Genomic DNA, 21,397 nt, shown 5'->3' with positions numbered 1-21,397 from the left:
CGTGACCGTCGACGACCGCTTCGACCAGCGGAACTACGAGGAGAGGATGCGGCACCGGCCCGCCGGCGTGCGCAACGAGATCATCACCGGTCCGGTCGCGGACTGGGCCACCGACTTCTCCCACGCCGAGCCGGAGTGGGCGGCCGACCCGTACCCCATCCAGGACGACCTGCGGCAGCGCTGCCCGATCGCGCACACCGACCGGTTCGGAGGCGCGTGGCTGCCGACCCGCTACGAGGACGTCGCGGCGATCGCCTACGACACCGAGCGCTTCTCCTCCCGCGCGATCATCGTGAGCAACGTCCGGCCGCCCCGCGAGCTGGCCCCGGTGGGCGGCGTGCCGCCGATCTCCTCCGACCCCCCCTTCCACCACGACGCGCGCAAGCTGCTGCTGCCGGCGTTCACCAAGAGCGCGGTGGCCGGGCAGGAGCAGGCGACGCGCGAGCTCTGCCACGCGCTCATCGACGCGCTGGAGGGGCAGGACGTCGTCGACGCCGCCCGCGACTACGCCCAGCACATCCCGATGCGGGTCATCGCCGACATGCTGGGCTTCCCTGCGGAGGACGGGCCGCGGTTCCGCGAGTTCGTGGAGAACGCGCTGGAGGGCGTCAACCTGCCGCCCGAGGAGCGCATCCTCCGGGCGGAGAAGCTGTTCGACTACCTGATGGTGCAGATCCGCGACCACGTCGAGAACCCGCGCGACGACCTGACGACCTACCTCGTCAACGCGGAGCTCTACGGCCGGAAACTGGAGACGGCCCACGTGGCGGGCACGATGGCGCTGCTGCTCATCGCCGGCATCGACACCACCTGGAGCGCCATCGGCGCGTCGCTGTGGCACCTGGCCAGGACGCCGGCCGACCGCGAGCGCCTGGTCGCCGAGCCCGCCCTGCTGCCGACCGCGATGGAGGAGCTGCTGCGGGCCTACGCGCCGGTCACGATGGCGCGGCTGGTCAAGGAGGACATGCACTGGAACGGTGTCGAGATGAAGGCCGACGACTGGGTCCTGCTGTCGTTCCCGGCGGCCAACCGCGATCCGGCCCAGTTCGACCGGGCCGGCGAGGTCGTCATCGACCGCGAGGTCAACCGGCACGCCGCGTTCGGCCTCGGCATCCACCGCTGCGTGGGCTCGCACCTGGCGCGCATGGAGCTGCGGGTCGCCCTGGAGGTGTGGCTGGAGCGGATCCCGTGGTTCAGCCTCGACGATCCGGCCGCGGTGACCTGGGCGACGGGCCAGGTCCGCGGGCCGCGCACCCTCCCGCTCCGTCTCCGGAGGCCGTCCCCGAGGTGAACCGCCGGGCGCCGGAGGCCCCGCTCCGCCGGAGCGGGGCGGAGCGGGACGGGGCGGGGAAGGCGCTCCCGCCGTGCTCCCCGCCCCGCGGCGGGCGCTCAGCCGGCGCGCAGGGCGAGCCGGGCGGCCCGGTACCCGCCCATGCCGTGCACGCCGGGGCCGGGCGGGGTCGCGGCCGAGCAGAGGTAGACACCGGGCAGCGGGGTCCGCCAGGGACGCGGGGAGTACACCGGGCGGCCTACGAACTGGCGCAGGTCGGCCAGACCCGCCCCGATGTCGCCGCCGACGTAGTTGGCGTTGCGGTCCTGCATGGCGGGGGAGTCCAGGGAGTGCCTGGCCAGGACGCGGTCGCGGAAGCCGGGGGCGAACCGCTCGATCTGGTCCTCGACCGCCGCGGTCATGTCCACCGCGGAGCCGTTGGGCACATGGCAGTAGGCCCACAGGGTGTGCCGGCCGGCCGGGGCGCGGGACGGGTCGGCCACGCACGCCTGCACCAGCAGCACGTACGGCCGCTCCGGGTGGACGCCGCGGGCGACCTGCGCCTCGCTCAGCGCGATCTCCTCCAGGGTGCCGCCCAGGTGGACGGTGCCGGCCAGGCCGACCGCCGGGTCCTTCCACGGCACCGGCCCGTCCAGGGCCCAGTCCAGCTTGAACACGCCGGGGCCGTACCGGTAGCGGGCCAGCCGGCGGGCGTAGCGGGCCGGCAGCCGGTCGCCGGCCATGGCGAGGAACTGGCGCGGCGTGACGTCCAGCAGGACCGTCCGCGCGGGCGGCAGGCCGGCCAGGGAGGTCACCCGGTGCCCGGTGACGGCCTCGCCGCCGAGCTCGCGCAGCCGGGCCACCATCAGGTCGGCCAGCACCTGAGAGCCGCCGCGCACCACCGGCCAGCCCGCGTGGTGGGCGAGGGCGGCCAGCATCACCCCGAAGCCGCCGGTGATGGGGGAGCGCAGGTCCAGCATGGAGTGGGCGGCCATTCCGGCCAGCGCGGCCCGGCCCCCGGCGGTGCGGAAGGCCGCCCGGGCCAGCACCGTCGCCGGCTGCACCGCGAGCGCCCCGAAGCGGGCGGCGGCCAGCGGCGCCCGGGGCAGGCCGAGCGGGGACAGCAGGGTGTCGACCAGCGGGGTCCCGGCGCGGGCGGTCGCCCCGACCACGGCCCGCCAGGCGCGCCCGTCCCGCCCGAGACCGGCCGCGGTCCGATCCGGGTCGCGGTGCACCAGTACGGCGGGGCCGTCGTCGAGCGGGTGCGCCGCGGGCACGGGAGGGTGCGCGAAGCCGACGGGCAGGCCGAGCGAGCGGAACGCGGCCGAGACCGCGGCCATCGGCAGCGCCGTCGCGCACACGTCGTGCACGAACCCCGGCAGCGTCAGCTCCTCGGTGCGCAGCCCGCCGCCGAAGCGCTCCGCGGCCTCCAGCAGCAGCACCCGGCGCCCCGCCCCGGCCAGGGTCAGCGCCCCCGCCAGGCCGTTCGGCCCGGAGCCGACCACCACCGCGTCGAATCCGTCCATGCTCATGCTCCTTCCCCGTCCCGTCCCGGTTCTGCGTCCTCTCACACTCCCGCTCCCGCCGCGCGCCGGCGGGATCCCGCACCGCCCGGCCCGGCGTGCGGATGATCTCCGCCGACGTTTGGATCTTGCGCACCGGGGCAGCCGTCGGTCAGCTCGGGACGGACGGCTGCGGGAGGTCATCATGCCGAAGGGACAGCGGAAGGCCGGTACGGTCGCTGTGATCGCCCACCAGCGGAAGTCGCTCGGCGGCGGTCTGGACGAGCTGCGCCGGCTGCTGGCCGACGAGGGTGTGGACGAGTTGCTCTGGTACGAGGTGCCCAAGAGCAAGAAGGCTCCCAAGCAGGCCAGGAAGGCGCTGAAGAAGGGCGCGGACCTGGTCCTCGTGTGGGGCGGCGACGGCATGGTGCAGCGGTGCGTGGACGCGCTCGCGGGCTCCGGGACGGCCGTCGGGATCATCCCCGCCGGCACGGCCAACATGTTCGCCAGGAACCTCGGCATCCCCGAGGACCTGCCGGAGGCGGTGCGGATCGCCTTCCACGGCGAGGACAGGAAGCTCGATCTGGGCAGGGTCAACGGTGAGCACTTCGCCGTCATGGCCGGGATCGGGTTCGACGCGGAGATGATCAAAGACGCGGACCGGGGGCTGAAGGACCGGATGGGCCGGGCCGCCTACTTCTGGACCGGCCTGCGGCACGTGCGGGGCGAGCTCGTCCCGATGAAGATCAAGGTGGACGGGACGCCGTGGTTCGACGCCGAGGCGAGCTGCGTGCTGTTCGGCAACGTCGGCACGATCACCGGCGGCATCGAGGCCTTCGACGACGCCCGCCCCGACGACGGCTGGCTGGAGGTCGGCGTCACCACGGCCGAGGGGCCGATCCAGTGGGCCCGCACGCTCGGCCGGATGAGCGTGAGCCGCTCCGACGCCTCGCCCTTCGTCCGGATGACCCGCGCCAGGAAGATCACGGTCAAGCTGGCCAGGCCCATGTCCTACGAGCTGGACGGGGGCGCCAAGGGCACGGTCACCAAGCTGAGGGCCGAGGTCGTCCCGGGCGGCCTCATCCTCCGCGCCCCACGGCCGGAGCCCTCCGGGGAGCGGAGCGACACCGGCCGGGAGCCCGCGGTCACGCAGGGGTGACCGCCGTCCGCCGTCCGCCCGGCCCACCGGGCGCGGACGGCCGGGTGTCAGCGCAGCGCTCCGGCGTAGGCGCGGGCGAACAGGTGCTGCAGGAGGCCGGGGACGGGACCGGCGAGCCGGGTGTACCAGCGGCCGGGACGGGTGTAGGCGTGGACGGTGAACCGGACCCGCCCGTCCGGGCCGCGCTCCAGCAGGAAGCCCTCCTCCCCGCTCTCCGGGTGCCCCGCCAGCGTGCCGTAGCCGAACCCGGCCCGGTCGCCCTCCTCCAGCGTCCACACCACCCGGCAGGGAGCGGGCAGCCGGAGCGGCCCCAGGCCGAGCCGGGAGACGACGGTCACCCCCGCCGCGGCCCGGGGGGCGGAGGCGACCGGCCGGAGCCCGCACCGGGCGTGGGCCTGCCAGGTCAGCAGGGTCTCGGCCGCCCGCTCCAGGCTCACCCCGGGGCCGAGCAGCCGCCGGTGGCGCACCCGCCGGTAGCCGGGCGGTACGGCCCCGGCCCGGAACGCGTCCGTGTCCGGGTGGGTGAAGCCGACGTCGGGATAGCCGAAGTCGGCGCCGAGGTAACGCTGGAGCGGGTCCATCGTGGTCCTTCCGGGGCGGGTCAGAGCGGTTCGGGACGGAGTCTGATCCAGGCGGCGAGCGCGCACAGGGCGAACCCGAAGGCGTTCAGCAGGCCGTGGGTGGCGACCATCCAGTCCAGCGGGAGCCGGGGCAGGCCGCTCGCCTCGCCCAGCGCCCAGCTCAGCGCCAGCACCATCGAGACGGCCAGGACCAGGGACGAGACGGCGAGCAGGGCACCGGTGAGCCGGTCGTGGCCGCCCCGCCGTACCTCGGCCAGCGTCAGCCAGCCGACCAGCCACATACCCGCGGTGAGCACCACCGCACCGGCCAGCTCCGCCCAGTCGCCGACGAAGTAGCCGCCGAGCACCAGCAGCGTGCCGCCGGGCACGCTGAGCGCCGCCGCGCGGGACAGCGGGCCGTCCCCGGCGGCGCGGCCGGTCAGTCCCGCCACCAGCGCGGCGGCGAAGCCGGCGAAGTGGAAGTGGGCCACGGTGAGCGCCAGGATCTTGAGGGAGAAGCCCCACAGCGGATGCCCCGCACGCTCGGCGACCAGCGCGACGGCGGCGACGGCGGGGGTCACCAGCGCGGTGAGCGCGGCGATCTCGCGAGGGGCGAGGAGGTCCCGCAGCGGGGGCCGGGAACCGGGGGAGCTCGGGTCCCGCCGGGACCACAGCCGGATCGGGGCCTGGACGGCCAGGCAGGCGGTGGCGAGCGCATAGGCTGACGCGGCCGCCGCAGCCCAGGGACCGCGCTCCAGCCAGAGCGAGAGCGCGCCGGGCACCGCGCCGAGCCACCACGCCCGCAGCAGCCACCGCGGCACCCGCAGGAGCCGCAGACCGGCCGGGACGACCACGAGCATTCCGGTGGTCAGAACCGCGTCGATCAGGGGACGCATGCCGCCCTCCATTTTTGAACACGTTCAAATCCTGTCCCCTCCACCGTAGCACCGGCCCGGAGGTCGTCGGCGAGGGGGAATAACCGGTTGGCCGGAGATCGCGGGAGGAGCAGCATGGCGGGCATGTCACTGCGCTTTCACGAGATCGCCGAGGCCGATCACCGCATCCTCAACCCGTTCACCGACGACAAGCTCGCCCTGCTCGGCGAGGTCGCCCGGCTCCGGCCCGGCACGCGCCTGCTCGACCTGTGCTGCGGGAAGGGCGAGATGCTCTGCCGCTGGGCCGCGGAACACGGGATCGAGGGGGTGGGGATCGACATCAGCCGGGTGTTCCTGGCGGCGGCGCACGAGCGCGCTGCGGAGCTGGGCGTGGCCGGGCGGGTGCGGTTCGAGCACGGGGATGCCGGGGCCCACCGGGCCGAGCCGGGCTCCTACGACGTCGTCTCCTGCCTCGGGGCGACGTGGATCGGGGGCGGGGTGGAGGGGACGGTCGAGCTGATGCTCCCCGCGCTCAGGGAGGACGGGGTCCTCCTGGTCGGCGAGCCGTACTGGATCTCCGAGCCGCCCTCCGGGGCCTACGAGGCGTTCGGCTTCGCGCCCGAGGCCTTCACCTCTCTGGCCGGGACCTTCGACCGCTTCGAGGCGGCGGGGACGGAGGTGCTGGAGATGGTCCTGGCCGATCCCGGAAGCTGGGACCGGTACGTGGCGAGCCAGTGGTGGACGCTGAGCGACTGGCTGCGCGCCAACCCCGGCGATCCCGAGGCCGGGGAGATCCGCGCGTTCCTGGAGCGCTGCCGCAGGTCGCACGTGGAGTACGGCAGGCGCCACCTCGGGTGGGGCGTGTTCGTGCTGCGCCGCCGTTGACGGCTACTGGCGAGTAGCAATACGTTCTGGAATAACATTCCGGACGCCAGCCGACCTCCCGGAGGAACGATGACCGATGTCCAGCTCGCCCGGCAGTCCTGGCGCCGCCTGGAGCCCCTCCACGGGATGATCTACTTCGTCCCCGAGGCCACCGAGCGCTACGCCGCGCTCGGGCTCGACGTGCACGCGGGCTACTTCGCCTCCCGCTCGGCCGCGTTCGGCGCCGCCTCGCCCGAGCTGGTCATCGCGACCTTCTACAACTTCTGCCCCGCGCTCGTGCGCAGGGCGCTCCCGGCGGCCTGGGAGGCCGTGACGCCGGAGAAGATCCTGCAGGCCCGCTACGACGCCGCCGACGCGGCGCTGCGCCGGGGCGGGATCCACGAGCTGCCCGGCCTCGCCGAGACGGCCGCGCTGGCCCGGCGGGCGGCCGAGCACGCCTGCGAGCAGCCCCAGGGCCGCCCGCTGTTCGCCGCGCACGCCACGCTGCCCTGGCCGTCGGACCCGCTGCTGGAGCTCTGGCACGCCCAGACGCTGCTGCGCGAGTTCCGGGGCGACGGACACGTCGCGACCCTGCTCGCCGAGGGGGTCGGCCCGCTGGAGGCGCTGGTTCTGCACGGCGCCTCCGGGGGCGTGCCCACGATCTTCCTGAAGCTCAGCCGGGCCTGGCCGGAGGAGGAGTGGCTGGCGGCCGAGGAGTCGCTGCGCGGGCGCGGGCTGCTGGCGGGCGACGAGCTCACCGCGGAGGGCCGGGCGCTGAAGCAGCGGATCGAGGACCGCACCGACGAGCTGGCCGCGCCCGCCTACGCCGCGCTCTCCGATGGGGAACTGGCCCGCCTGGCCGAGCTGGCCCGGCCCTTCGGCCGCGGCGTGGTGGGCGCGGGCCTGCTGAACATCGGCGGCTGACCCGGGCCGGGTTCAGCCCGCCGCGGCCGGGTCGGCGACCTGGCCGACGAAGAGCGGGACCAGCGTCGGCCGGTGGACGATCGCGAAGGCGAACGGCCGGTCGGCGCGGAGCTCGGCCTCGGCGGGCGGCGGCGCGGACTGGAGGAAGGCGAGGCCGGTGACGGCGGCGGCCTCGGTGCCCCACTCGTCGACCGCGATGTTCGCCTTGTGGACCGCCCGCCCCAGGAGGAGGCCGTCGGCGATGCCGGAGTAGCCGGCGCCCCTCAGTCCGAGTGCCGCCAGCGGCTGCTCCAGGTCCAGGCCGGTGGAGAAGTCCCAGCGGGGCATGGCGACCTTGACCCTCGTCTTCTTCAGCTCCCTGCCCACCTCGGCGACGGCCGCGGGGGCCAGCCGGTCGCCGGGAGCGCCGCCCGGCTCCGGCAGCAGGATCCACATGGCCAGCTCGCCTCCGGCGTACGGGAGCTCGACCGCCTGCCCGCCTGGCCCGCTCGCGTAGCGGAACTCGCCCTCCTGCCGCATCAGGTCCGTGCGCACCGCCGTGCCGTCGCCGCGGGTGAAGACGGCGTCCCGCTCCGGCGGGTCGGTGAACGGCACGGCCCAGTCGGCCTTGAGGTAGAGCGTGTTCACGATGACCAGCCTCGTCTCCGGGTCCAGCCGGTCGAACACCTCCTTGATCCGTCCGGCGGTCCGCTGCTCCGCCCAGGCGTTGATCGCATCGGCGGCGTCCCCGGCGAAGTCCACCTGGCGCGCGCCCGCGCCGTACTTGGCGGCGAGCACGCGCAGGAACTCCTGCCGGACGCTCAGCCCGTCCTGCACGAAGAGCCCTCCGGCCAGGCTGACGACCGGCGGTGCGGCCTCGCTCTCCTGGGCGTCGCGCGGAGTGCCCCGGTCGGGTACGGGCGGCGGCCCGTCGGTCGTGGTGACCACGCGGGAGAGCGTGTTGAAGGCCGAGTGCGGTCCCTCCGGCGGGAAGCCGAAGACCCGGTCCAGCTCGGCCCCGGTCGCCTCGTCCGCTCCCGCCCTGGCCATGCCGTAGGCGTAGGCGATGCTCAGCGGGGACAGCACCGTGTTGGCCTGCGGCTTGGCGGCGGCGGTGAACAGGGCGTGGCCGAAGGCGGCCAGGCCGGGCTGGAGGTTCGCGACCGGGGCCCCCGGCGGGTTCTCCCGCTCCACCCCCTCGGCGGTGATCGCGCGGGTCTCCGGCCCGCCGCCGCACGCGGCGAGAGCGGCGACGGCCAGCAGGGCGGTGGTGAACACACGACGGCGCATGCCCTTCAAACGTCCGCGCCCGCCGCCCGGTTCACGGGGCGCCGCCGGAGGGGCGCCGTCCGAGAGCCACGGCCCGAGAGCCACGGCCCGAGAGCCACGGCCCGAGAGCCACGGCCCGAGAGCCACGGCCCGAGAGCCACGGCCAGGGCCGGGCGGGTCCGCCGGCCGGGCGGCCCGGTCAGACCGCGTATCCGGCGAAGACGGCGAACGGCAGCAGGGCGCGGACCGGGGTGCGGCGCAGCGGCCGCCCCGGGAAGCGCTCCCGTACGGCCTCCGCCAGCTTCCGGGAGGAGGTGAACCGGAAGTCGTAGATCCGCAGGGGCGCCCCCGGCCTCAGCACCCGGGCGAACTCGGCCACGGCCCGGTCCACCCGGTCCCAGTGGTGCATGCTCAGCGTCGAGACGACGACGTCGAAGCGGCCGTCCGGGTAGGGCAGCTCGGCCACGTCGGCCACGTCCAGGGAGACGCGGTTCTCCAGCCCGGCCCCGCGCACGTGGCGGAGGCCGATCCCGATCATGTCGGCCGACAGGTCCACGCCGGTCAGGCGCAGGTCCGGGCGGATCCGGGCGAGCTCCAGGAGCAGGTGCCCGGAGCCGGTCCCGGCGTCGAGGACCGCACCGTCCCGCGGCGCCACGGCGGCGACCTCCCGGCAGATCTTGCGGAACAGGGTGCGGTTGAGGCGGCCCGCCCGGCGGTCGTACCGCTCGCCGCTGCGGCCTTCGAAGTGGGACATGCCGATCGCTTCCTCTCGGGGATTGATCTCCGCCCCCACTCTGCAGGTTAATGTGAACATGAAGTCAACCGCCGCGGAGTCGCTCGAGATCGGCGAACTGGCGGGCCGGTACGGCCTGGCCGCCCACGTCCTGCGCCACTGGGAGGCGATGGGCCTGCTCAGCCCCGCGAGGCAGGGCAACGGGCGGCGCCGCTACGGTCCCGAGGACGAGGCCAGGGTCGCGCTGATCGTGCGGGCCAAGGAGGCCGGGGCCTCGCTGGAGCAGATCCGCGACCTGGTGACGGCCGGGAGCGGGGCGCGCAGGAGGGAGATCCTCGCGCGGCACCGGGCCGGGCTCGCCCGGCGGATGGAGCGGCTGCGTGCGTCCATGGAGATGGTCGAGCACGTGCTGGACTGCCCGGAGGAGGACTTCTTCGACTGCCCCGAGTTCCGGCTCATGCTCACGGCGGGTCCTGACCGCCGGCCGTGCGAGCACGGCTGACGGGACGGCCCCGGTGGAGCGCGCCCGGCTCCGGGCGCCCCGCGCGCCGGACGGGCCGCGCGGCCCCGGGGCTGCGGGGGCACGGACCCGGGTGATCGCCGTCAGCCGGTCCCGGGCGCCGGGTGCTCCCGGCCGGCCGCCGCGACGAACGCCTCGATGCCGTCCAGCACGCGCTGCAGGCCGAACTCGAAGCCGAAGCCGTCGCCGTCGTCGACGGTGAACACGCCGGCCTCGGCGGCGCGGGTCAGCGTCGGGAAGCGCTCGTCGCTCATGAAACGCATGATGAACGGTCCCTGCGCCTGCCAGAAGTCCTCGTCGCTGACGCCGGTGCGCTGCGCGGCCTGGCCGGCCTCCACGGCGAGCCGGGCCGTGCCGGTCACGTAGCTGTCGATCAGGGAGATCACCTTCATCATCTGGAAGTCGTCCAGGCCGATGCCGTCGAGCAGTCGCATGGCGATCTCCAGGCCCGTGATCGAACTGGGGCCGAGGACCGGCCGGGCCTGGGAGACCTGCAGGATCCACGGGTGGCGCAGGTGCAGCGCCCACGACCCGCGGGCGATCTCCTCCAGCCCGGCCCGCCAGCCCCCGGCCCGCAGCCGCGCGGCCTCCTGCCCGGGATCCTGCTCCAGGTCGATGTCCTCGCCGTACACCGCGTCGAGCATGAGGTCGAGCAGTTCGGCCTTGCCCGGCACGTAGCGGTAGAGCGACATCGTGCCGACCCCGAGCTCGGTGGCGATCCGGCGCATGGACAGCGCGGCCAGCCCTTCGGCGTCGGCGACGCGGATCGCCGCCTCGACGATCCGCGTCAGGTCGAGGCCTGGTTTCGGGCCGCGCGAGGGCCGTTCTCCGCCCCTCCACATGATCTTGAGGCTGAAGGACAGGTCGCCGCCGCCGCTGTATTCCGTCGTCATCTTGCGTCAATCCTAGAACTGCGTATTGTGTACGCATAACTTCGTACACTGTACCCAGTAAGGAGACCGGCATGGCTCCGAACGGACCGGCGATCGTCGCCGAAGGACTGCGGAAGGAGTACCGGCAGACCAGGGCGCTGGAGGGGTTCGACCTCACCGTCCCCGAGGGCTCGGTCTGCGGGCTGCTCGGCCCCAACGGGGCGGGGAAGACCACGGCGGTGCGGATCCTCTCCACGCTGCTGGAGTTCGACGGCGGCAGGGCCGAGGTCGCCGGCTTCGACGTCGTACGGCAGGCCGCGCAGGTGCGCTACCGGATCGGGGTGACCGGGCAGCACGCCGCGGTCGACGAGATCCTCACCGGCCGGCAGAACCTGGAGATGTTCGGGCGGCTCTACCACCTCGGCGCGGCCGGGGCCCGGCGCCGGGCGGACGAGCTGCTGGAGCGGTTCGGGCTGGCCGGCACCGCGGGCAAGTCGGTCAAGCACTACTCCGGCGGAATGCGCCGCCGGCTCGACCTGGCGGCGAGCCTCATCATGGCCCCGCAGGTGCTCTTCCTCGACGAGCCCACCACCGGTCTGGATCCGCGCGGCCGCATCGAGGTCTGGGAGGCGGTCCGCTCGCTCGTCGCGGAGGGCACCACGGTCCTGCTGACCACCCAGTACCTCGACGAGGCCGACCGGCTCGCCGACCGGATCGTCGTGCTCGACAAGGGCAGGATGATCGCGGAGGGGTCACCCGACCGGCTCAAGTCCACCATCGGCGGCGACCAGCTCGACCTGGTCATCACCGACGCCGCCGAGCTGGACCGGGCGGCGCGGGTCGTCGCCGGAGTCTGCGGGGCCGAGCCCGAGACGCGGCCCGACACGCGGGGGATCACCGCCCCGGTCCGGCACCGCGCCGCCACCCTCGCGGCGACCACCCTCGTCGAAGCCGTCCGGGCCCTGGACGAGGCCGGGATCGCGGTGGAGGACATCGCCCTGCGGCGGCCGACCCTGGACGAGGTGTTCCTCCGGCTCACCGGGCACCCGGCGGGACCCGGGGAGGAAGCGGGACCCGGCGGGGGGCGGCCGGACTCCGGGAAGAGGCGGGCGGAGCCCGCGGGCCACCGAGCGGAAGAGGAGACGACCGCCGTATGACGACATCCACCGCATCCACCGCATCCACCGCCCCCGCCGCGCCGGGCCGGGTACTGCCGTCGGGCCCGCTCGCCCGCGTCCGCTGGGCGGTCGCCGACAGCTGGACCGTCACCCGCCGCTACCTGATCCACTGGGTGCGGGAGCCCTCCTACGTCGTGTGGGGGCTGATGTACCCGATGGTCTCCGTGCTGCTGTTCGGCTACGTGTTCGGCAGCGCCATGGTGGTCCCGGGCGGAGGCGACTACCGCGAGTTCCTGCTCCCGGGCCTGTTCGGCATGACCATGATGTTCGGCATCGGCAACACGATGATGGGCGTCACCACCGATGCCGACAAGGGCATCACCGACCGGTTCCGGGCGATGCCGATGGCCCGGTCGGCGGTGGTGGTCGGCCGGAGCACGGCCGACATGATCAACTCCGTCATGGACCTCGTGATCCTGATCCTCTGCGGCCTGATCGTGGGCTGGCGGGCGCACGGGACGGCCGGGGAGACCCTCGCCGCGGTCGGGCTGCTGCTGCTGCTGCGGTTCGCCTTCATCTGGGTCGGCATCTACCTGGGGCTGAGGGCGAAGAACGCCGAGACGGCGGGCAACTTCTACGCCCTGCTGTTCCCGCTCACGATGATCTCCAACGCCTTCGTCGCCCCGGAGATGATGCCGGGCTGGCTGGGCGCCGCCGCCGCGTGGAACCCGCTCTCCTCCACGGTCGCCGCGATCCGCGAGCTGTTCGGGAACCCGGGGCTGGGCGGCGACTCCTGGATCGCGCAGAACGCGCTGCTGATGGCCGTGGCCTGGCCCCTGGCGATCGTGGCGCTCTTCCTCCCCCTCTCCGTCCGCCGCTACCGCAGGGCCAGACGCTGATCCGCGCGGCCGCGGCCCCGGGCCGCGGCCGCCCCGCCCCCCGCCCCCCGCCCGCCGGTCCGGCCGGGCCGAGCCGAACGCGGGGCCCGGTCGGGCGCGGTGAATTACGATCACAGAACATGATCGTGCCTCCCCCGGAAGTCCTGGCCGTCACCGACCGCTACCTCGCCCTCGCCGACGCCCACGCGCCGGATCTCGTCGACGGGCTCTACCTCGTCGGCTCGCTGGCCCTCGGCGACTACCGCCCCGGCCGCAGCGACGTCGACTTCGTCGCCCGGACGTCCGCCGAACCCACCGCCGAGCAGGTCGCCGCCCTCGGCCGGGTGCACGCGGAGCTGGACCCGCCCATGCCCTTCGACGGCGTCTACGTGACCGCCGCCGGCCTGGGCGACGACCCCACCCGGAGCGGGCCGCGGCCGTACGCCTTCGCGGGGGGTTTCGAGGTCGCCGAGTGCTTCGAGAGCAACCCCGCCGTCTGGCAGACCCTCGCCCAGTCCCCGGTCGTCCTGCGCGGCGGGCCGCCGCACGTCCGCACCGACCCGGAGGGGCTCGCCGGGTGGACCCGCGGCAACCTGCGCGGCTACTGGTATCCGAGGCGTGAGCTGATCGCCGGAGCGGACCCGGTCCACATGGGCGACGAGCTCGTCGTGTGGACCGCCCTCGGCGTGAGCCGCCTGTGCTACACTCTCACCACCGGGCTGGTCACGTCCAAGAGCGGTGCGGGCCGGTGGGCGATGGAGGAGTTCGGCCCGCTCCCGATCCTGGCTGAGGCGCTGCGCCTGCGCGCGGGAGACGGCTCCGCCCGGATCCCGCCTGCCGACCGCCGCCGGGACCTGGTCGGCTACCTGGACATGCTCTTCACCCGCTTCGGGATCCGGCCGTAGCGTTCCCGGCCGGGACGCGCGGCCCGTAGGGGGACGCCGGCCGGGGCGCTCGGCGCCCGCTCGGGCGGGGCGGCGCACGCCCGGGGATCCGGCCCGGACGGCATCCCATCGATAGAGGACCGGAGACTTTAGTCGGTGGAGGCCCCTCGTCCGGCTGCCGGATAATCGAGATATGACGGATCTTGGCGTTGCAGTGCGGGAGACCGCCGATCGGCTGGCGGCGACACACGCGGGTGTGGTGGTCGCCGCGGTGGCCGGAGGATCGGCGGAGATCGGAGGCGCGGGCCGGACGGGAGGCGAGCGCGACGGCACGCCGGACGCCGGCACGCTGTTCGAGATCGGGTCGGTGACGAAGACGTTCACCGCGCTGGCCCTGGCCCGGCTGGCCGTGGCGGGCGAGGCCGGCCTCGACGAGCCGCTGGCCGCGCTGCTGCCCGAGGGGACGGCCGTTCCGTCGCGGGACGGCGGGGAGATCACGCTGCGGCACCTGGCCACCCACACCTCGGGCCTGCCGCGCCTGCCCAAGGGCATGCTCCTGCCGGCGCTGCTGCGCCCCGGGAAGCCGGACCCCTACGCCGGGTGCACCGCCGATTTCCTGCTGCGGGGGCTGGCCGCGACCCGGCTGGGCGCCGCGCCCGGCCGCCGGTTCCGCTACTCCAACCTCGGCGCGGGCCTGCTCGGGCTGGCGCTCGCCCGCCGGGCCGGCACCGACTACGAGACACTGATCACCCGGGAGATCTGCGCGCCCCTGGGCATGGCGGACACCGGCATCGCCACCGGGGGGGACCGCTCCGCGCGCCTCGCCCAGGGGCACACCCGGCGCGGGCGGCCCGCCGCGCCGTGGCACCTCGCGGACCTGGCCGGCGCGGGCGGACTGCGGTCCACGGCGGCCGACATGGTCGCCTTCCTCCGCGCCCAGCTGGACGACGCCCCGTCGGGCGGCGGAGCGGGCGGGTTCGCCGAGGCGGTCCGGCTCAGCCGCGAGACCGAGCACCGCATCACCCCCTTCTCCTGGATCCACCTGGGCTGGATGGGCCAGCGCCTGCACGCCCGCCAGGGCGGCCACCTCCAGATCTGGCACAACGGGGCGACCGGCGGGTTCTCCTCGTTCACGGGGTTCGACCCGGAGAAGGGGGTGGGCGTCGTCGTGCTGAGCAACACGCAGCGGCCGGTGGACCGCCCCGCCTTCGACCTGCTCGGCAGCCTGCAGCAGGCGCATTCCTGAGCGCGGCGCTCCTGCGCGGGAGCACCGGCCCGGCCCGGCGCGACGCTCCACCTGCCGGGCCGGGCCGGGCCGGTGCCCCGCCCCTGACCCGGGAGGCGGCGCCGTACGGCCTCAGACCGAGGAGCGGAAGGCCCTGCGGTAGGCCGAGGGAGAGGTGCGCATCGCCCGGGCGAAGTGGTGGCGGAAGGTCACCGCGCTGTCGAATCCGACCGCGGCGGCGACCTCCTCCACCGGAGCCGAGGCGGACTCCAGCAGGGGCAGGCTGGCCGCCACCCGCTGGGAGATCACCCAGCGCAGCGGGCTGGTCCCGGTCCGGCGGCCGAAGCGCCTGATGAAGGTGCGCTGCGACATGTGCGCGGCCCTGGCCAGATCGGCGACCGTGAGAGGTTCGGCGAGGTGCTCCAGGGCCCAGGCCATGGCGGCGGCCACCGCGTCGCCGTCCTCCAGCGGCGTGACCGCCGCCTGGACGAACTGCGCCTGCCCGCCGTCCCGGTGCGGCGGGATGACCAGCCGCCGCGCGACCGTGTTGGCCACGCCCGGGCCGTGGTCCCTGCGCACGAGATGGACCAGCAGGTCCAGCCCGGCCGCGCTGCCCGCGCTGGTCAGCACGTCGCCGCCGTCCACGTAGAGCACGTCCGGGTTCACCCGCACCCGGGGGAACCTGCGCTGGAGCAGTTCGGCGTACTGCCAGTGGGTCGTCGCCTCCCGCCCGTCCAGCAGGCCGGCGGCGGCCAGCGCGAACGCCCCCGAGCAGATCGAGACGACCCGCGCGCCCCGCCCGTGCGCCGTGCGGAGCGCCGCCACCACGCCGGGGGAGACCTCGCCCCGCACGTCCGGCACCCCCGGGACGATCACGGTGTCCGCGGCGGCGAGCACGTCGAGGCCGTGCCCGGCCCGCATGGTGAAGCCGCCCACGACCCGCAGGTCGCCGGGGGCCTCGGCGCAGACGGCCAGCTCGTACCAGGGCGCGTCCAGCTCGGGACGGGGGATCCCGAAGATCTCCACCACGCACCCGAGCTCGAAGGGGGCCATGCCGTCGAAGGCCAGCACGGAGACGGTACGGCGGACGCCGCGCGGCGCCGGCAGCGGTAGCAGCATGGCGAGATATTAGCGATAAGCGGCATTCGTGCCACTGTTGGGCGTCCTCCGGTCGCGGCAGTATTCCTTCCGTTGCAGTCCTTCCGCCGCCCCACTCCACCGATCAGCGCCGCAGACCGGCCCGGCAGACGAGCCGGACCGGTCCGACCGAAAGGCCGTACGAGATGTCCCCCACCCCCGCCCCTGCCGCCCCTGTGTCCGCCGTCACCTGGATCCCCGCCGCGGACGGCGCCGCCGCACTCGCGCACTTCGCCGCCCGCCTGGCGTTCGAGACCGACGTCTCCGACGTCGCCGCCGACCTGGCCGCAGGCGTCCCGGGCATCGTCGTGGTCGACTCCCGCAGCCGGGAGAGCTGGGACCAGGGCCACATCGAGGGCGCCGTGCACCTGCCCACCGCGGAGATCCCCGCCCGCGCCGCCGAGACGGTCCCCGCCGGGGCCACCGTGGTGACCTACTGCTGGGGTCCCGGCTGCAACGGCGCCACCCGCGCCGCGCTGGAGTTCGCCAGGCTCGGCCACCCGGTCAAGGAGATGTTGGGCGGTTTCGAGTACTGGGCCCGCGAGGGGTTCCCGGTCGAGACCGCGGGCGGCGTCTCCCGCCGCCCGGTCGACTCCCTGACCGCCCCCGTCTCCGGCGCCGCCTGCGCCTGCTGACCGGTCCGCCCCGCGGACGCCGGAACCCCGGGATCTCCGCGCCGGGACGCTCGGCGGCCGGTTCCGGGCGGACACGCGTGATCACGGATCATATGTCGCGTTTCTCCGGGACAGCAGGGGGATCGACAGGAATGATGAGCGCTATGAACGAGATGTTGTCGCGTGCGGCCGACCGCACTGTGAACGTGGTCCGGGGGATCCGGGACGACCAGCTCGCCCTGCCGACCCCCTGCAGCGAGTACGACGTCCGGGCGCTGCTCGGCCACCTGTCCTGGGTGGCGCTGATGTTCGAGGCACTGGCCCGCAAGGAGCCCCTGCCGCCGGAGGACAGCGAGCCGGACGCCCTGGAGGGCCGGGTCCGGGGCATGGTCGAGGCCTGGTCGCACCAGGAGGCGTTCGAGGGGGAGAGCCCGATGATGGGACTGCCCATGACCGTCGTGTTCCAGATGGGCCTGGGCGACCTGGTCTTCCACGGCTGGGACCTGGCCCGGGCCACCGGGCAGGACTACGAGGTGGACTCCGAGACCGCCGAGGCCATGGCGGTCTACGTCGAGCAGATGGCGCCGATGGCGCGGCAGAACGGGGTCTTCGGCGAGGAGGTCGCGGTGCCGGCGGACGCCCCGCCCCTCGACCGGGCGCTCGGGCTCACCGGGCGGGACCCCGCCTGGAAGGCGTGATCACGCGACGGGCACGGTTCGCACTCGCTTGGGTCAAGCACCCGGCCCGCACGGGGACGTCGTCGTCGTAGGGGGTGACCCGCATCCCCGGAGGCGACCATGAAGTCACGGAAGTCACGTCCGCTCGCCATCGTCCTCGCCGCGCTCGCCCTGCTGCTCGCCGCCGCCTGCGGCGGAGGGACGGGAGGCGAGGGCACCAAGCCCGCGGCCGGTCCGATGAACCAGGACCGGGCCGCGCCGTCCCGGGCGCCCGCCCAGGAGCAGAAGGCGGCGGGGGAGGAGACCGCGGCGGGGGAGCCGGGCGCCCGGGAGGGCCGGGACACCTCCGCCGAGCAGATCTCCACCTTCGCCCTCGACGTGGACACCGCCTCCTACGGCTATGCCAGGCGGCTCCTCGGCGAGGGCCGGCTGCCCGATCCCGCCGGGGTCCGGCCGGAGGAGTTCGTCAACTCCTTCCGGCAGGACTACCGGGAGCCCGCGGACGACGGCTTCGCCGTGCACGTCGACGGCGCCCGCGCGCCCGAGAACGGGACCGCGCTGCTCCGGGTCGGCCTGCAGACCCGCCGGGAGGACCCGGAGACGCGCCGTCCGGCGAACCTGACCTTCGTGGTGGACGTGTCCGGCTCGATGGGCGAGCCCGGCCGGCTCGACCTGGTCAGGCAGTCCCTGCACATGCTCGTCGACCAGCTCGGGCCGGGGGACCGGATCTCCATCGTGGCCTTCAGCGACGAGGCCGAGACGGTCCTCTCCATGACGCCGGCGACGGATCGCGAGACGTTGCACGCGGCCGTCGACCGGCTCGCCGTACAGGACTCCACGAATCTGGAGGCGGGCCTGACCGCCGGGTACGCCGAGGCCTCCCACGCGTTCCGGCCGGTGGCCACCAACCGGGTCATCCTGCTCTCCGACGGCCTGGCCAACACCGGCGACACGAGCTGGCAGGGCATCCTGGACCGGGTCGAGGAGTCCGCCGGCAAGCAGATCACCCTGCTCTGCGTCGGAGTCGGCCGCGAGTACGGCGACCACCTGATGGAGCAGCTCGCCGACAACGGCGACGGCGCGGCGGTCTACGTCGGCTCGGCCGACGAGGCGCGCAAGGTCTTCGCGGAGCAGCTCGCCACCACCCTCGACCTGCGGGCGCGCGACGCCAAGGCGCAGGTGGTGTTCAACCCCGCGGTCGTGGAGTCCTACCACCTCATCGGCTACGAGAACCGCACGCTGGCGGCCGAGGACTTCCGCGACGACGCCCGGGACGGCGGCGAGATCGGGCCCGGGCACTCGGTGACCGCCCTCTACCGCCTGCGGCTGCGCGGCGGGGCCTCCGGCCAGGTGGCCACCGCGACCGTGCGCTGGCAGGACCCCGACACCCGGCGGCCCGCCGAGGCCAGCGGCTCCCTGGAGGCGGGGGAGCTGTCGGAGTCGCTCTGGGCGGGGATGCCGCCGAGGTTCCAGGTGGACGTGGTGGCCGCGGCGTTCGCCGAGTACCTGCGCGGCCGCGAGCCGCTGGCCGGAGTGGGCGTCCGGGACCTCGCCGGGCACGCCGCCCGCCTGGCCGGGAGCACCGAGGACCCGATGGTGACCGAGCTGGCCGGCCTGATCGGCCGGGCCGTGGAACTCGGCTAGCGTCCGGCGGTTACGGGGTGCTGCGCGATGTCCTATACACTGGCGTGGTGCCGCCGGGTGAGAGCCCGGCGGGCCACGGCAAGGGGCTATGGCGCAGCTGGTAGCGCGCCTCCATGGCATGGAGGAGGTCTGGGGTTCGAATCCCCATAGCTCCACTCCGGGCCGTTGTCGAAACGGCCTGAAGCACATCGACGAGATCCCGTCCGATCGCTCCGATCGGACGGGATCTCGTCGTTTTCCTCCCCGGCGCGGCCGCCGAGCCCTGATCGGGGAGGTCACGCATCGGCCGGCAGCGGTTCGCCGGTCTCCAGCAGCGACTTCAGGCTCGACACCACGTTCGGCCAGCCGTGGCCGACCATCTCGGCCAGGCTCGATCCGGGCTCGAAGCCGTCGTGCACGACGGTGAGCTTCACGACCTGCGCGGTCTCCTCGATCGTGAAGGTGACCTTCGAGCGGGCCTCGCCGGACAGCCGGGGGAGCAGTTCCTCGTCCCAGCCGAAGCGGTTGGAGAGCTCCGGGGTGATGGCGTGCCAGGTGTGGGAGAGCCGGGTGTAGGGTTCGGCCTCCAGCACGACCTGCTCCGGGTCGCTGATCAGCACGCCGTGGTTGTCCCAGGTCATCGGCGAGCCGGCGGACCAGTCCGTGATGAACTCCGTGGCCCAGTAGCGGCGGGTGAAGGCGGGCTCGGTCAGCGCCTGCCAGAGCTTCTGCGGGGTGGTGCGGATGTAGGCGGTGTAGACGAAGGTCGGCGCGTCCATCGGGGTCCTCTCCAGGGCGAGTTTCAGGTCCGCCAGGGCTCGGACCCTGGCCCGGTCGTAGCGGCTGATCCACCGGTGGGCGATCTCGTGCACGGGCGCGGCGTTGAGGTAGTGCAGCTCCTCCCGGCCGAGCACTCCGCTCCTGGCCGTCTCCGGCGCGGCCGGCTCACCGGACGGGCCGTGGCCGAGGAGCCGCCCCGGCTCCGCTACGGCGTGCTGACGTTTTCCGCACACGGCCTCTCCACGGTCCGGCGAACTTCGGCGCGGCGGGGGGCGGCCGGACAAGGCGCGGGATTCTTCGTCGCTCAGGTGAGCCTTCATCGCTACCCTGATCACATGAGCGGGCTCCGTGAACGCCGGCGGCTCAAGGCGATGCGCGCCGTCCAGGAACGCGCCCTCGACCTGTTCGACGAGAAGGGGTTCGCCGCGGTCACGGTCGAGGAGATCGCGGCCGCGGCCGAGGTGTCGCCGTCGTCGGTGTACCGCTACTTCGGCACGAAGGAAGGGATCGTGGTCGCCGACGAGTTCGGCAGGATGATCCCCGAGGCGCTCGAGGACTTCCTGGTCCCCGGTGATCCCGTCGGCGGCCTGCTCCGAGCCGTCCGCGCCTGCGGATCCGCACCGGAGGGCGCGTCCGGTTCCGGGGACGCGGGCGAAGGCCATCAGACGAGGAGCCCGTGGCGCAGGGCCCGTTACCTCTTCGCCGAGCCGTCGGTCCGCGTGGCGGTCTGCGCCGATCTCGACCATGCAGGCCGGCGGATCGCACCCCTGATCGCGGCTGCCGGCGGGCTGACCGGAACGCAGGCTCGCGTGACCGCGAACGCCCTCGTCTTCGGCTGCTTCGCCGCGCTCGAGCAGTGTTACCTCGACGGCGGCGGTCGTCCCGTCGCCGACTACGTCGAGGAGGGCATGCGTCCACTGCGCGGCATCTGGCCGTCCTCCGACCGCTGACATCCCACCGGCATCCCGGGCGACGGCCGCACGCGCCCGGGTGCCGCGACCGGCTCCCGCGAGGCGCCCGGACGTCAGTACCGGTTCATCTTGGCGTCCAGGGCGAGTCCCGCGTCGATCGCCTTCGCGGGAACCCCCTTGATGCCCAGCTGGTCCTTCGCGATCCGCCCGAGCGTGGGCAGGCTCTTCCGGTCCGGCCAGGTCTCGGGCTCCCACAGCGACGAGCGCAGGAACGCCTTCGCGCAGTGCATGTACAGCTCCTCGACGTCGACGAGGAGCGCCAGCCGCGGCCGCTTTCCCTGGACCGCCAGGTCGTCGAAGAACGGCGCGTCGGAGACGATCGTCGCACGCCCGTTCACCCGCAGTGTCTCGTTCATTCCGGGCACGATGAACAGCAGTCCGACGCGGGGGTTGCTCAGCACGTTGCGGAGACTGTCGAGCCGGTGGTTGCCGGGCCGGTCGGCGAGCACCAGCCGGTGGTCGTCGAGGACCAGCACCGCCCCGGCGGGATCCCCCCGGGGCGACACGTCGCAGACTCCGTCCGAGTCCGAGGTCGCCAGCAGCACGAACGGCGAGTGCGCGATGATCGTGCGTGCGTGCTCGTCGATCCGGGCGATGTCCTTGTCCCAGATGGTCTGCGGCGGCTCTTTCGCGATCTCCCGGAGCTCGGCCTCGGTCCTCACCGTACGAATGTCAGAAGGATTCATCGTTCGAATATATTAGGTAAGGCTAACCTTTGGGAGTGGAAGATCTCATCTCGGGTCGTTCCCGCGATGTCCGGGGGAAGACCGGCGAGATCCCGCCCGATCGTCTCGACCGAACGGGACCTCGTCGTTTCCGGCCGGCGGGGATTCCTACCAGCCGGTGCCGATCTGGGTGCGCGGGAGAAGGCTGGGGGTGAGGGTGCCTTGGCCTCGGTAGAGCCAGAGGGCGCCGTTGATGTCGCGGGCGATGATGTCTTCGTTGCCGTCGTTGTTCCAGTCG

General features: G+C 74.1%; 22 protein-coding genes and 1 tRNA gene. 14 read left to right on the top strand and 9 right to left on the bottom strand.

Annotated elements, in window-relative coordinates:
- Position 1 precedes the first annotated feature (1 nt).
- A complete protein-coding gene (locus FHS22_RS30500) occupies positions 2-1,291 on the top strand; it encodes a cytochrome P450 (RefSeq protein WP_338048020.1) in 1,290 nt (429 codons plus the stop codon).
- A gap of 98 nt (positions 1,292-1,389) precedes the next feature.
- Here FHS22_RS30500 and FHS22_RS30495 read toward each other — a convergent pair whose 3' ends face one another.
- Positions 1,390-2,796 (bottom strand): phytoene desaturase family protein, encoded by a 1,407-nt coding sequence (locus FHS22_RS30495; protein ID WP_184947460.1) that lies wholly within the window; start codon positions 2,794-2,796, stop codon positions 1,390-1,392.
- Between the two features lie 181 nt (positions 2,797-2,977).
- On the opposite strand from FHS22_RS30495, the gene FHS22_RS30490 reads away from it, so the two are divergent.
- Positions 2,978-3,931 carry a diacylglycerol/lipid kinase family protein gene (locus FHS22_RS30490; RefSeq protein ID WP_184947458.1) on the top strand — a complete coding sequence of 318 codons (954 nt, stop codon included), beginning with the start codon at positions 2,978-2,980 and terminating at the stop codon, positions 3,929-3,931.
- A 47-nt stretch (positions 3,932-3,978) separates the two neighbouring features.
- On the opposite strand, the gene FHS22_RS30485 is transcribed toward FHS22_RS30490, so the two are convergent.
- A complete protein-coding gene (locus FHS22_RS30485) occupies positions 3,979-4,512 on the bottom strand; it encodes a DUF1990 family protein (RefSeq protein WP_184947456.1) in 534 nt (177 codons plus the stop codon).
- Between the two features lie 20 nt (positions 4,513-4,532).
- Positions 4,533-5,387, bottom strand: coding sequence for a YndJ family protein (locus tag FHS22_RS30480; RefSeq protein ID WP_184947455.1), 855 nt, complete (start codon positions 5,385-5,387; stop codon positions 4,533-4,535).
- Positions 5,388-5,510: 123 nt separating this feature from the next.
- On the opposite strand from FHS22_RS30480, the gene FHS22_RS30475 reads away from it, so the two are divergent.
- Complete coding sequence (locus FHS22_RS30475) at positions 5,511-6,251, top strand: SAM-dependent methyltransferase (protein WP_260408449.1); 741 nt, start codon at positions 5,511-5,513, stop codon at positions 6,249-6,251.
- Between the two features lie 69 nt (positions 6,252-6,320).
- Positions 6,321-7,154, top strand: coding sequence for an SCO6745 family protein (locus FHS22_RS30470; RefSeq protein ID WP_184947451.1), 834 nt, complete (start codon positions 6,321-6,323; stop codon positions 7,152-7,154).
- Between the two features lie 12 nt (positions 7,155-7,166).
- Here FHS22_RS30470 and FHS22_RS30465 read toward each other — a convergent pair whose 3' ends face one another.
- Both FHS22_RS30465 and FHS22_RS30460 read right to left on the bottom strand, forming a co-directional pair.
- A complete protein-coding gene (locus FHS22_RS30465; RefSeq protein WP_184947449.1) occupies positions 7,167-8,423 on the bottom strand; it encodes a serpin family protein in 1,257 nt (418 codons plus the stop codon).
- A gap of 178 nt (positions 8,424-8,601) precedes the next feature.
- A complete protein-coding gene (locus FHS22_RS30460) occupies positions 8,602-9,156 on the bottom strand; it encodes a class I SAM-dependent methyltransferase (protein WP_184947447.1) in 555 nt (184 codons plus the stop codon).
- A 58-nt stretch (positions 9,157-9,214) separates the two neighbouring features.
- Between FHS22_RS30460 and FHS22_RS30455 the strand changes: the two genes are divergently transcribed.
- Positions 9,215-9,637 (top strand): MerR family transcriptional regulator, encoded by a 423-nt coding sequence (locus FHS22_RS30455; protein ID WP_184947445.1) that lies wholly within the window; start codon positions 9,215-9,217, stop codon positions 9,635-9,637.
- 101 nt (positions 9,638-9,738) lie between these two features.
- Here the strand turns inward: FHS22_RS30455 and FHS22_RS30450 are convergent, their stop codons facing one another.
- Entirely contained in the window at positions 9,739-10,548 is an 810-nt protein-coding gene (locus FHS22_RS30450) for a TetR/AcrR family transcriptional regulator (protein ID WP_184947443.1), read from the bottom strand.
- Between the two features lie 71 nt (positions 10,549-10,619).
- Here FHS22_RS30450 and FHS22_RS30445 point away from each other — a divergent pair, with 71 nt between their 5' ends.
- The 4 genes from FHS22_RS30445 to FHS22_RS30430 all read left to right on the top strand — a co-directional run bounded on the left by FHS22_RS30445 (position 10,620) and on the right by FHS22_RS30430 (position 14,653).
- Positions 10,620-11,684, top strand: coding sequence for an ATP-binding cassette domain-containing protein (locus FHS22_RS30445; protein ID WP_184947441.1), 1,065 nt, complete (start codon positions 10,620-10,622; stop codon positions 11,682-11,684).
- Positions 11,681-12,544 (top strand): ABC transporter permease, encoded by an 864-nt coding sequence (locus FHS22_RS30440; protein WP_184947439.1) that lies wholly within the window; start codon positions 11,681-11,683, stop codon positions 12,542-12,544. Before FHS22_RS30445 ends, FHS22_RS30440 begins: the two co-directional genes overlap by 4 nt.
- Positions 12,545-12,663: 119 nt before the next feature.
- On the top strand, positions 12,664-13,428 hold the full coding sequence (locus FHS22_RS30435; protein ID WP_184947437.1) for a nucleotidyltransferase domain-containing protein: 765 nt from the start codon (positions 12,664-12,666) through the stop codon (positions 13,426-13,428).
- A gap of 172 nt (positions 13,429-13,600) precedes the next feature.
- A complete protein-coding gene (locus FHS22_RS30430; RefSeq protein WP_184947435.1) occupies positions 13,601-14,653 on the top strand; it encodes a serine hydrolase domain-containing protein in 1,053 nt (350 codons plus the stop codon).
- A gap of 111 nt (positions 14,654-14,764) precedes the next feature.
- Here FHS22_RS30430 and FHS22_RS30425 read toward each other — a convergent pair whose 3' ends face one another.
- Entirely contained in the window at positions 14,765-15,751 is a 987-nt protein-coding gene (locus FHS22_RS30425; RefSeq protein ID WP_184947433.1) for a helix-turn-helix domain-containing protein, read from the bottom strand.
- 164 nt (positions 15,752-15,915) lie between these two features.
- On the opposite strand from FHS22_RS30425, the gene FHS22_RS30420 reads away from it, so the two are divergent.
- From FHS22_RS30420 to FHS22_RS30405, 4 genes are all read left to right on the top strand, one after another.
- The gene (locus FHS22_RS30420; RefSeq protein WP_184947431.1) at positions 15,916-16,404 is read left to right on the top strand and encodes a rhodanese-like domain-containing protein; all 489 of its coding nucleotides are present in this window, start codon (positions 15,916-15,918) and stop codon (positions 16,402-16,404) included.
- A 143-nt stretch (positions 16,405-16,547) separates the two neighbouring features.
- The gene (locus tag FHS22_RS30415; RefSeq protein ID WP_221474312.1) at positions 16,548-17,081 is read left to right on the top strand and encodes a TIGR03086 family metal-binding protein; all 534 of its coding nucleotides are present in this window, start codon (positions 16,548-16,550) and stop codon (positions 17,079-17,081) included.
- 99 nt (positions 17,082-17,180) lie between these two features.
- Entirely contained in the window at positions 17,181-18,704 is a 1,524-nt protein-coding gene (locus FHS22_RS30410) for a vWA domain-containing protein (protein ID WP_184947427.1), read from the top strand.
- 82 nt (positions 18,705-18,786) lie between these two features.
- Positions 18,787-18,859: transfer RNA gene (locus FHS22_RS30405), tRNA-Ala, on the top strand.
- Between the two features lie 120 nt (positions 18,860-18,979).
- Here the strand turns inward: FHS22_RS30405 and FHS22_RS38540 are convergent.
- A complete protein-coding gene (locus FHS22_RS38540) occupies positions 18,980-19,696 on the bottom strand; it encodes an SRPBCC family protein (protein WP_338048018.1) in 717 nt (238 codons plus the stop codon).
- 102 nt (positions 19,697-19,798) lie between these two features.
- Here FHS22_RS38540 and FHS22_RS30395 point away from each other — a divergent pair, with 102 nt between their 5' ends.
- Complete coding sequence (locus FHS22_RS30395; RefSeq protein WP_184947423.1) at positions 19,799-20,413, top strand: TetR/AcrR family transcriptional regulator; 615 nt, start codon at positions 19,799-19,801, stop codon at positions 20,411-20,413.
- A gap of 74 nt (positions 20,414-20,487) precedes the next feature.
- Here the strand turns inward: FHS22_RS30395 and FHS22_RS30390 are convergent, their stop codons facing one another.
- Positions 20,488-21,120 carry a pyridoxamine 5'-phosphate oxidase family protein gene (locus FHS22_RS30390; protein WP_184947421.1) on the bottom strand — a complete coding sequence of 211 codons (633 nt, stop codon included), beginning with the start codon at positions 21,118-21,120 and terminating at the stop codon, positions 20,488-20,490.
- Positions 21,121-21,397: the final 277 nt, after the last annotated feature.

Source organism: Thiemannella venezuelensis, assembly GCF_014203605.1.
In the GTDB taxonomy this organism is placed as follows: Bacteria; Actinomycetota; Actinomycetes; order Streptosporangiales; family Streptosporangiaceae; genus Planomonospora_A; species Planomonospora_A venezuelensis.
Note: the sequence above shows the minus strand (reverse complement) of the source record. Positions and strands in the feature narration are given on the sequence as shown.

Bases quoted from the DNA above. Each gene is read 5' to 3' on its own strand.
- FHS22_RS30420 (WP_184947431.1), top strand. From the start codon at position 15,916: ATGTCCCCCACCCCCGCCCCTGCCGCCCCTGTGTCCGCCGTCACCTGG.
- FHS22_RS30430 (WP_184947435.1), top strand. From the start codon at position 13,601: ATGACGGATCTTGGCGTTGCAGTGCGGGAGACCGCCGATCGGCTGGCG.
- FHS22_RS30410 (WP_184947427.1), top strand. From the start codon at position 17,181: ATGAAGTCACGGAAGTCACGTCCGCTCGCCATCGTCCTCGCCGCGCTC.
- FHS22_RS30485 (WP_184947456.1), bottom strand. From the start codon at position 4,512: ATGGACCCGCTCCAGCGTTACCTCGGCGCCGACTTCGGCTATCCCGAC.
- FHS22_RS30425 (WP_184947433.1), bottom strand. From the start codon at position 15,751: ATGCTGCTACCGCTGCCGGCGCCGCGCGGCGTCCGCCGTACCGTCTCC.
- FHS22_RS30445 (WP_184947441.1), top strand. From the start codon at position 10,620: ATGGCTCCGAACGGACCGGCGATCGTCGCCGAAGGACTGCGGAAGGAG.
- FHS22_RS30390 (WP_184947421.1), bottom strand. From the start codon at position 21,120: ATGAATCCTTCTGACATTCGTACGGTGAGGACCGAGGCCGAGCTCCGG.
- FHS22_RS30395 (WP_184947423.1), top strand. From the start codon at position 19,799: ATGAGCGGGCTCCGTGAACGCCGGCGGCTCAAGGCGATGCGCGCCGTC.
- FHS22_RS30490 (WP_184947458.1), top strand. From the start codon at position 2,978: ATGCCGAAGGGACAGCGGAAGGCCGGTACGGTCGCTGTGATCGCCCAC.
- FHS22_RS30450 (WP_184947443.1), bottom strand. From the start codon at position 10,548: ATGACGACGGAATACAGCGGCGGCGGCGACCTGTCCTTCAGCCTCAAG.
- FHS22_RS30475 (WP_260408449.1), top strand. From the start codon at position 5,511: ATGTCACTGCGCTTTCACGAGATCGCCGAGGCCGATCACCGCATCCTC.
- FHS22_RS30470 (WP_184947451.1), top strand. From the start codon at position 6,321: ATGACCGATGTCCAGCTCGCCCGGCAGTCCTGGCGCCGCCTGGAGCCC.
- FHS22_RS30465 (WP_184947449.1), bottom strand. From the start codon at position 8,423: ATGCGCCGTCGTGTGTTCACCACCGCCCTGCTGGCCGTCGCCGCTCTC.
- FHS22_RS30440 (WP_184947439.1), top strand. From the start codon at position 11,681: ATGACGACATCCACCGCATCCACCGCATCCACCGCCCCCGCCGCGCCG.
- FHS22_RS30435 (WP_184947437.1), top strand. From the start codon at position 12,664: ATGATCGTGCCTCCCCCGGAAGTCCTGGCCGTCACCGACCGCTACCTC.
- FHS22_RS30455 (WP_184947445.1), top strand. From the start codon at position 9,215: ATGAAGTCAACCGCCGCGGAGTCGCTCGAGATCGGCGAACTGGCGGGC.
- FHS22_RS30495 (WP_184947460.1), bottom strand. From the start codon at position 2,796: ATGGACGGATTCGACGCGGTGGTGGTCGGCTCCGGGCCGAACGGCCTG.
- FHS22_RS30460 (WP_184947447.1), bottom strand. From the start codon at position 9,156: ATGTCCCACTTCGAAGGCCGCAGCGGCGAGCGGTACGACCGCCGGGCG.
- FHS22_RS30415 (WP_221474312.1), top strand. From the start codon at position 16,548: ATGAACGAGATGTTGTCGCGTGCGGCCGACCGCACTGTGAACGTGGTC.
- FHS22_RS30480 (WP_184947455.1), bottom strand. From the start codon at position 5,387: ATGCGTCCCCTGATCGACGCGGTTCTGACCACCGGAATGCTCGTGGTC.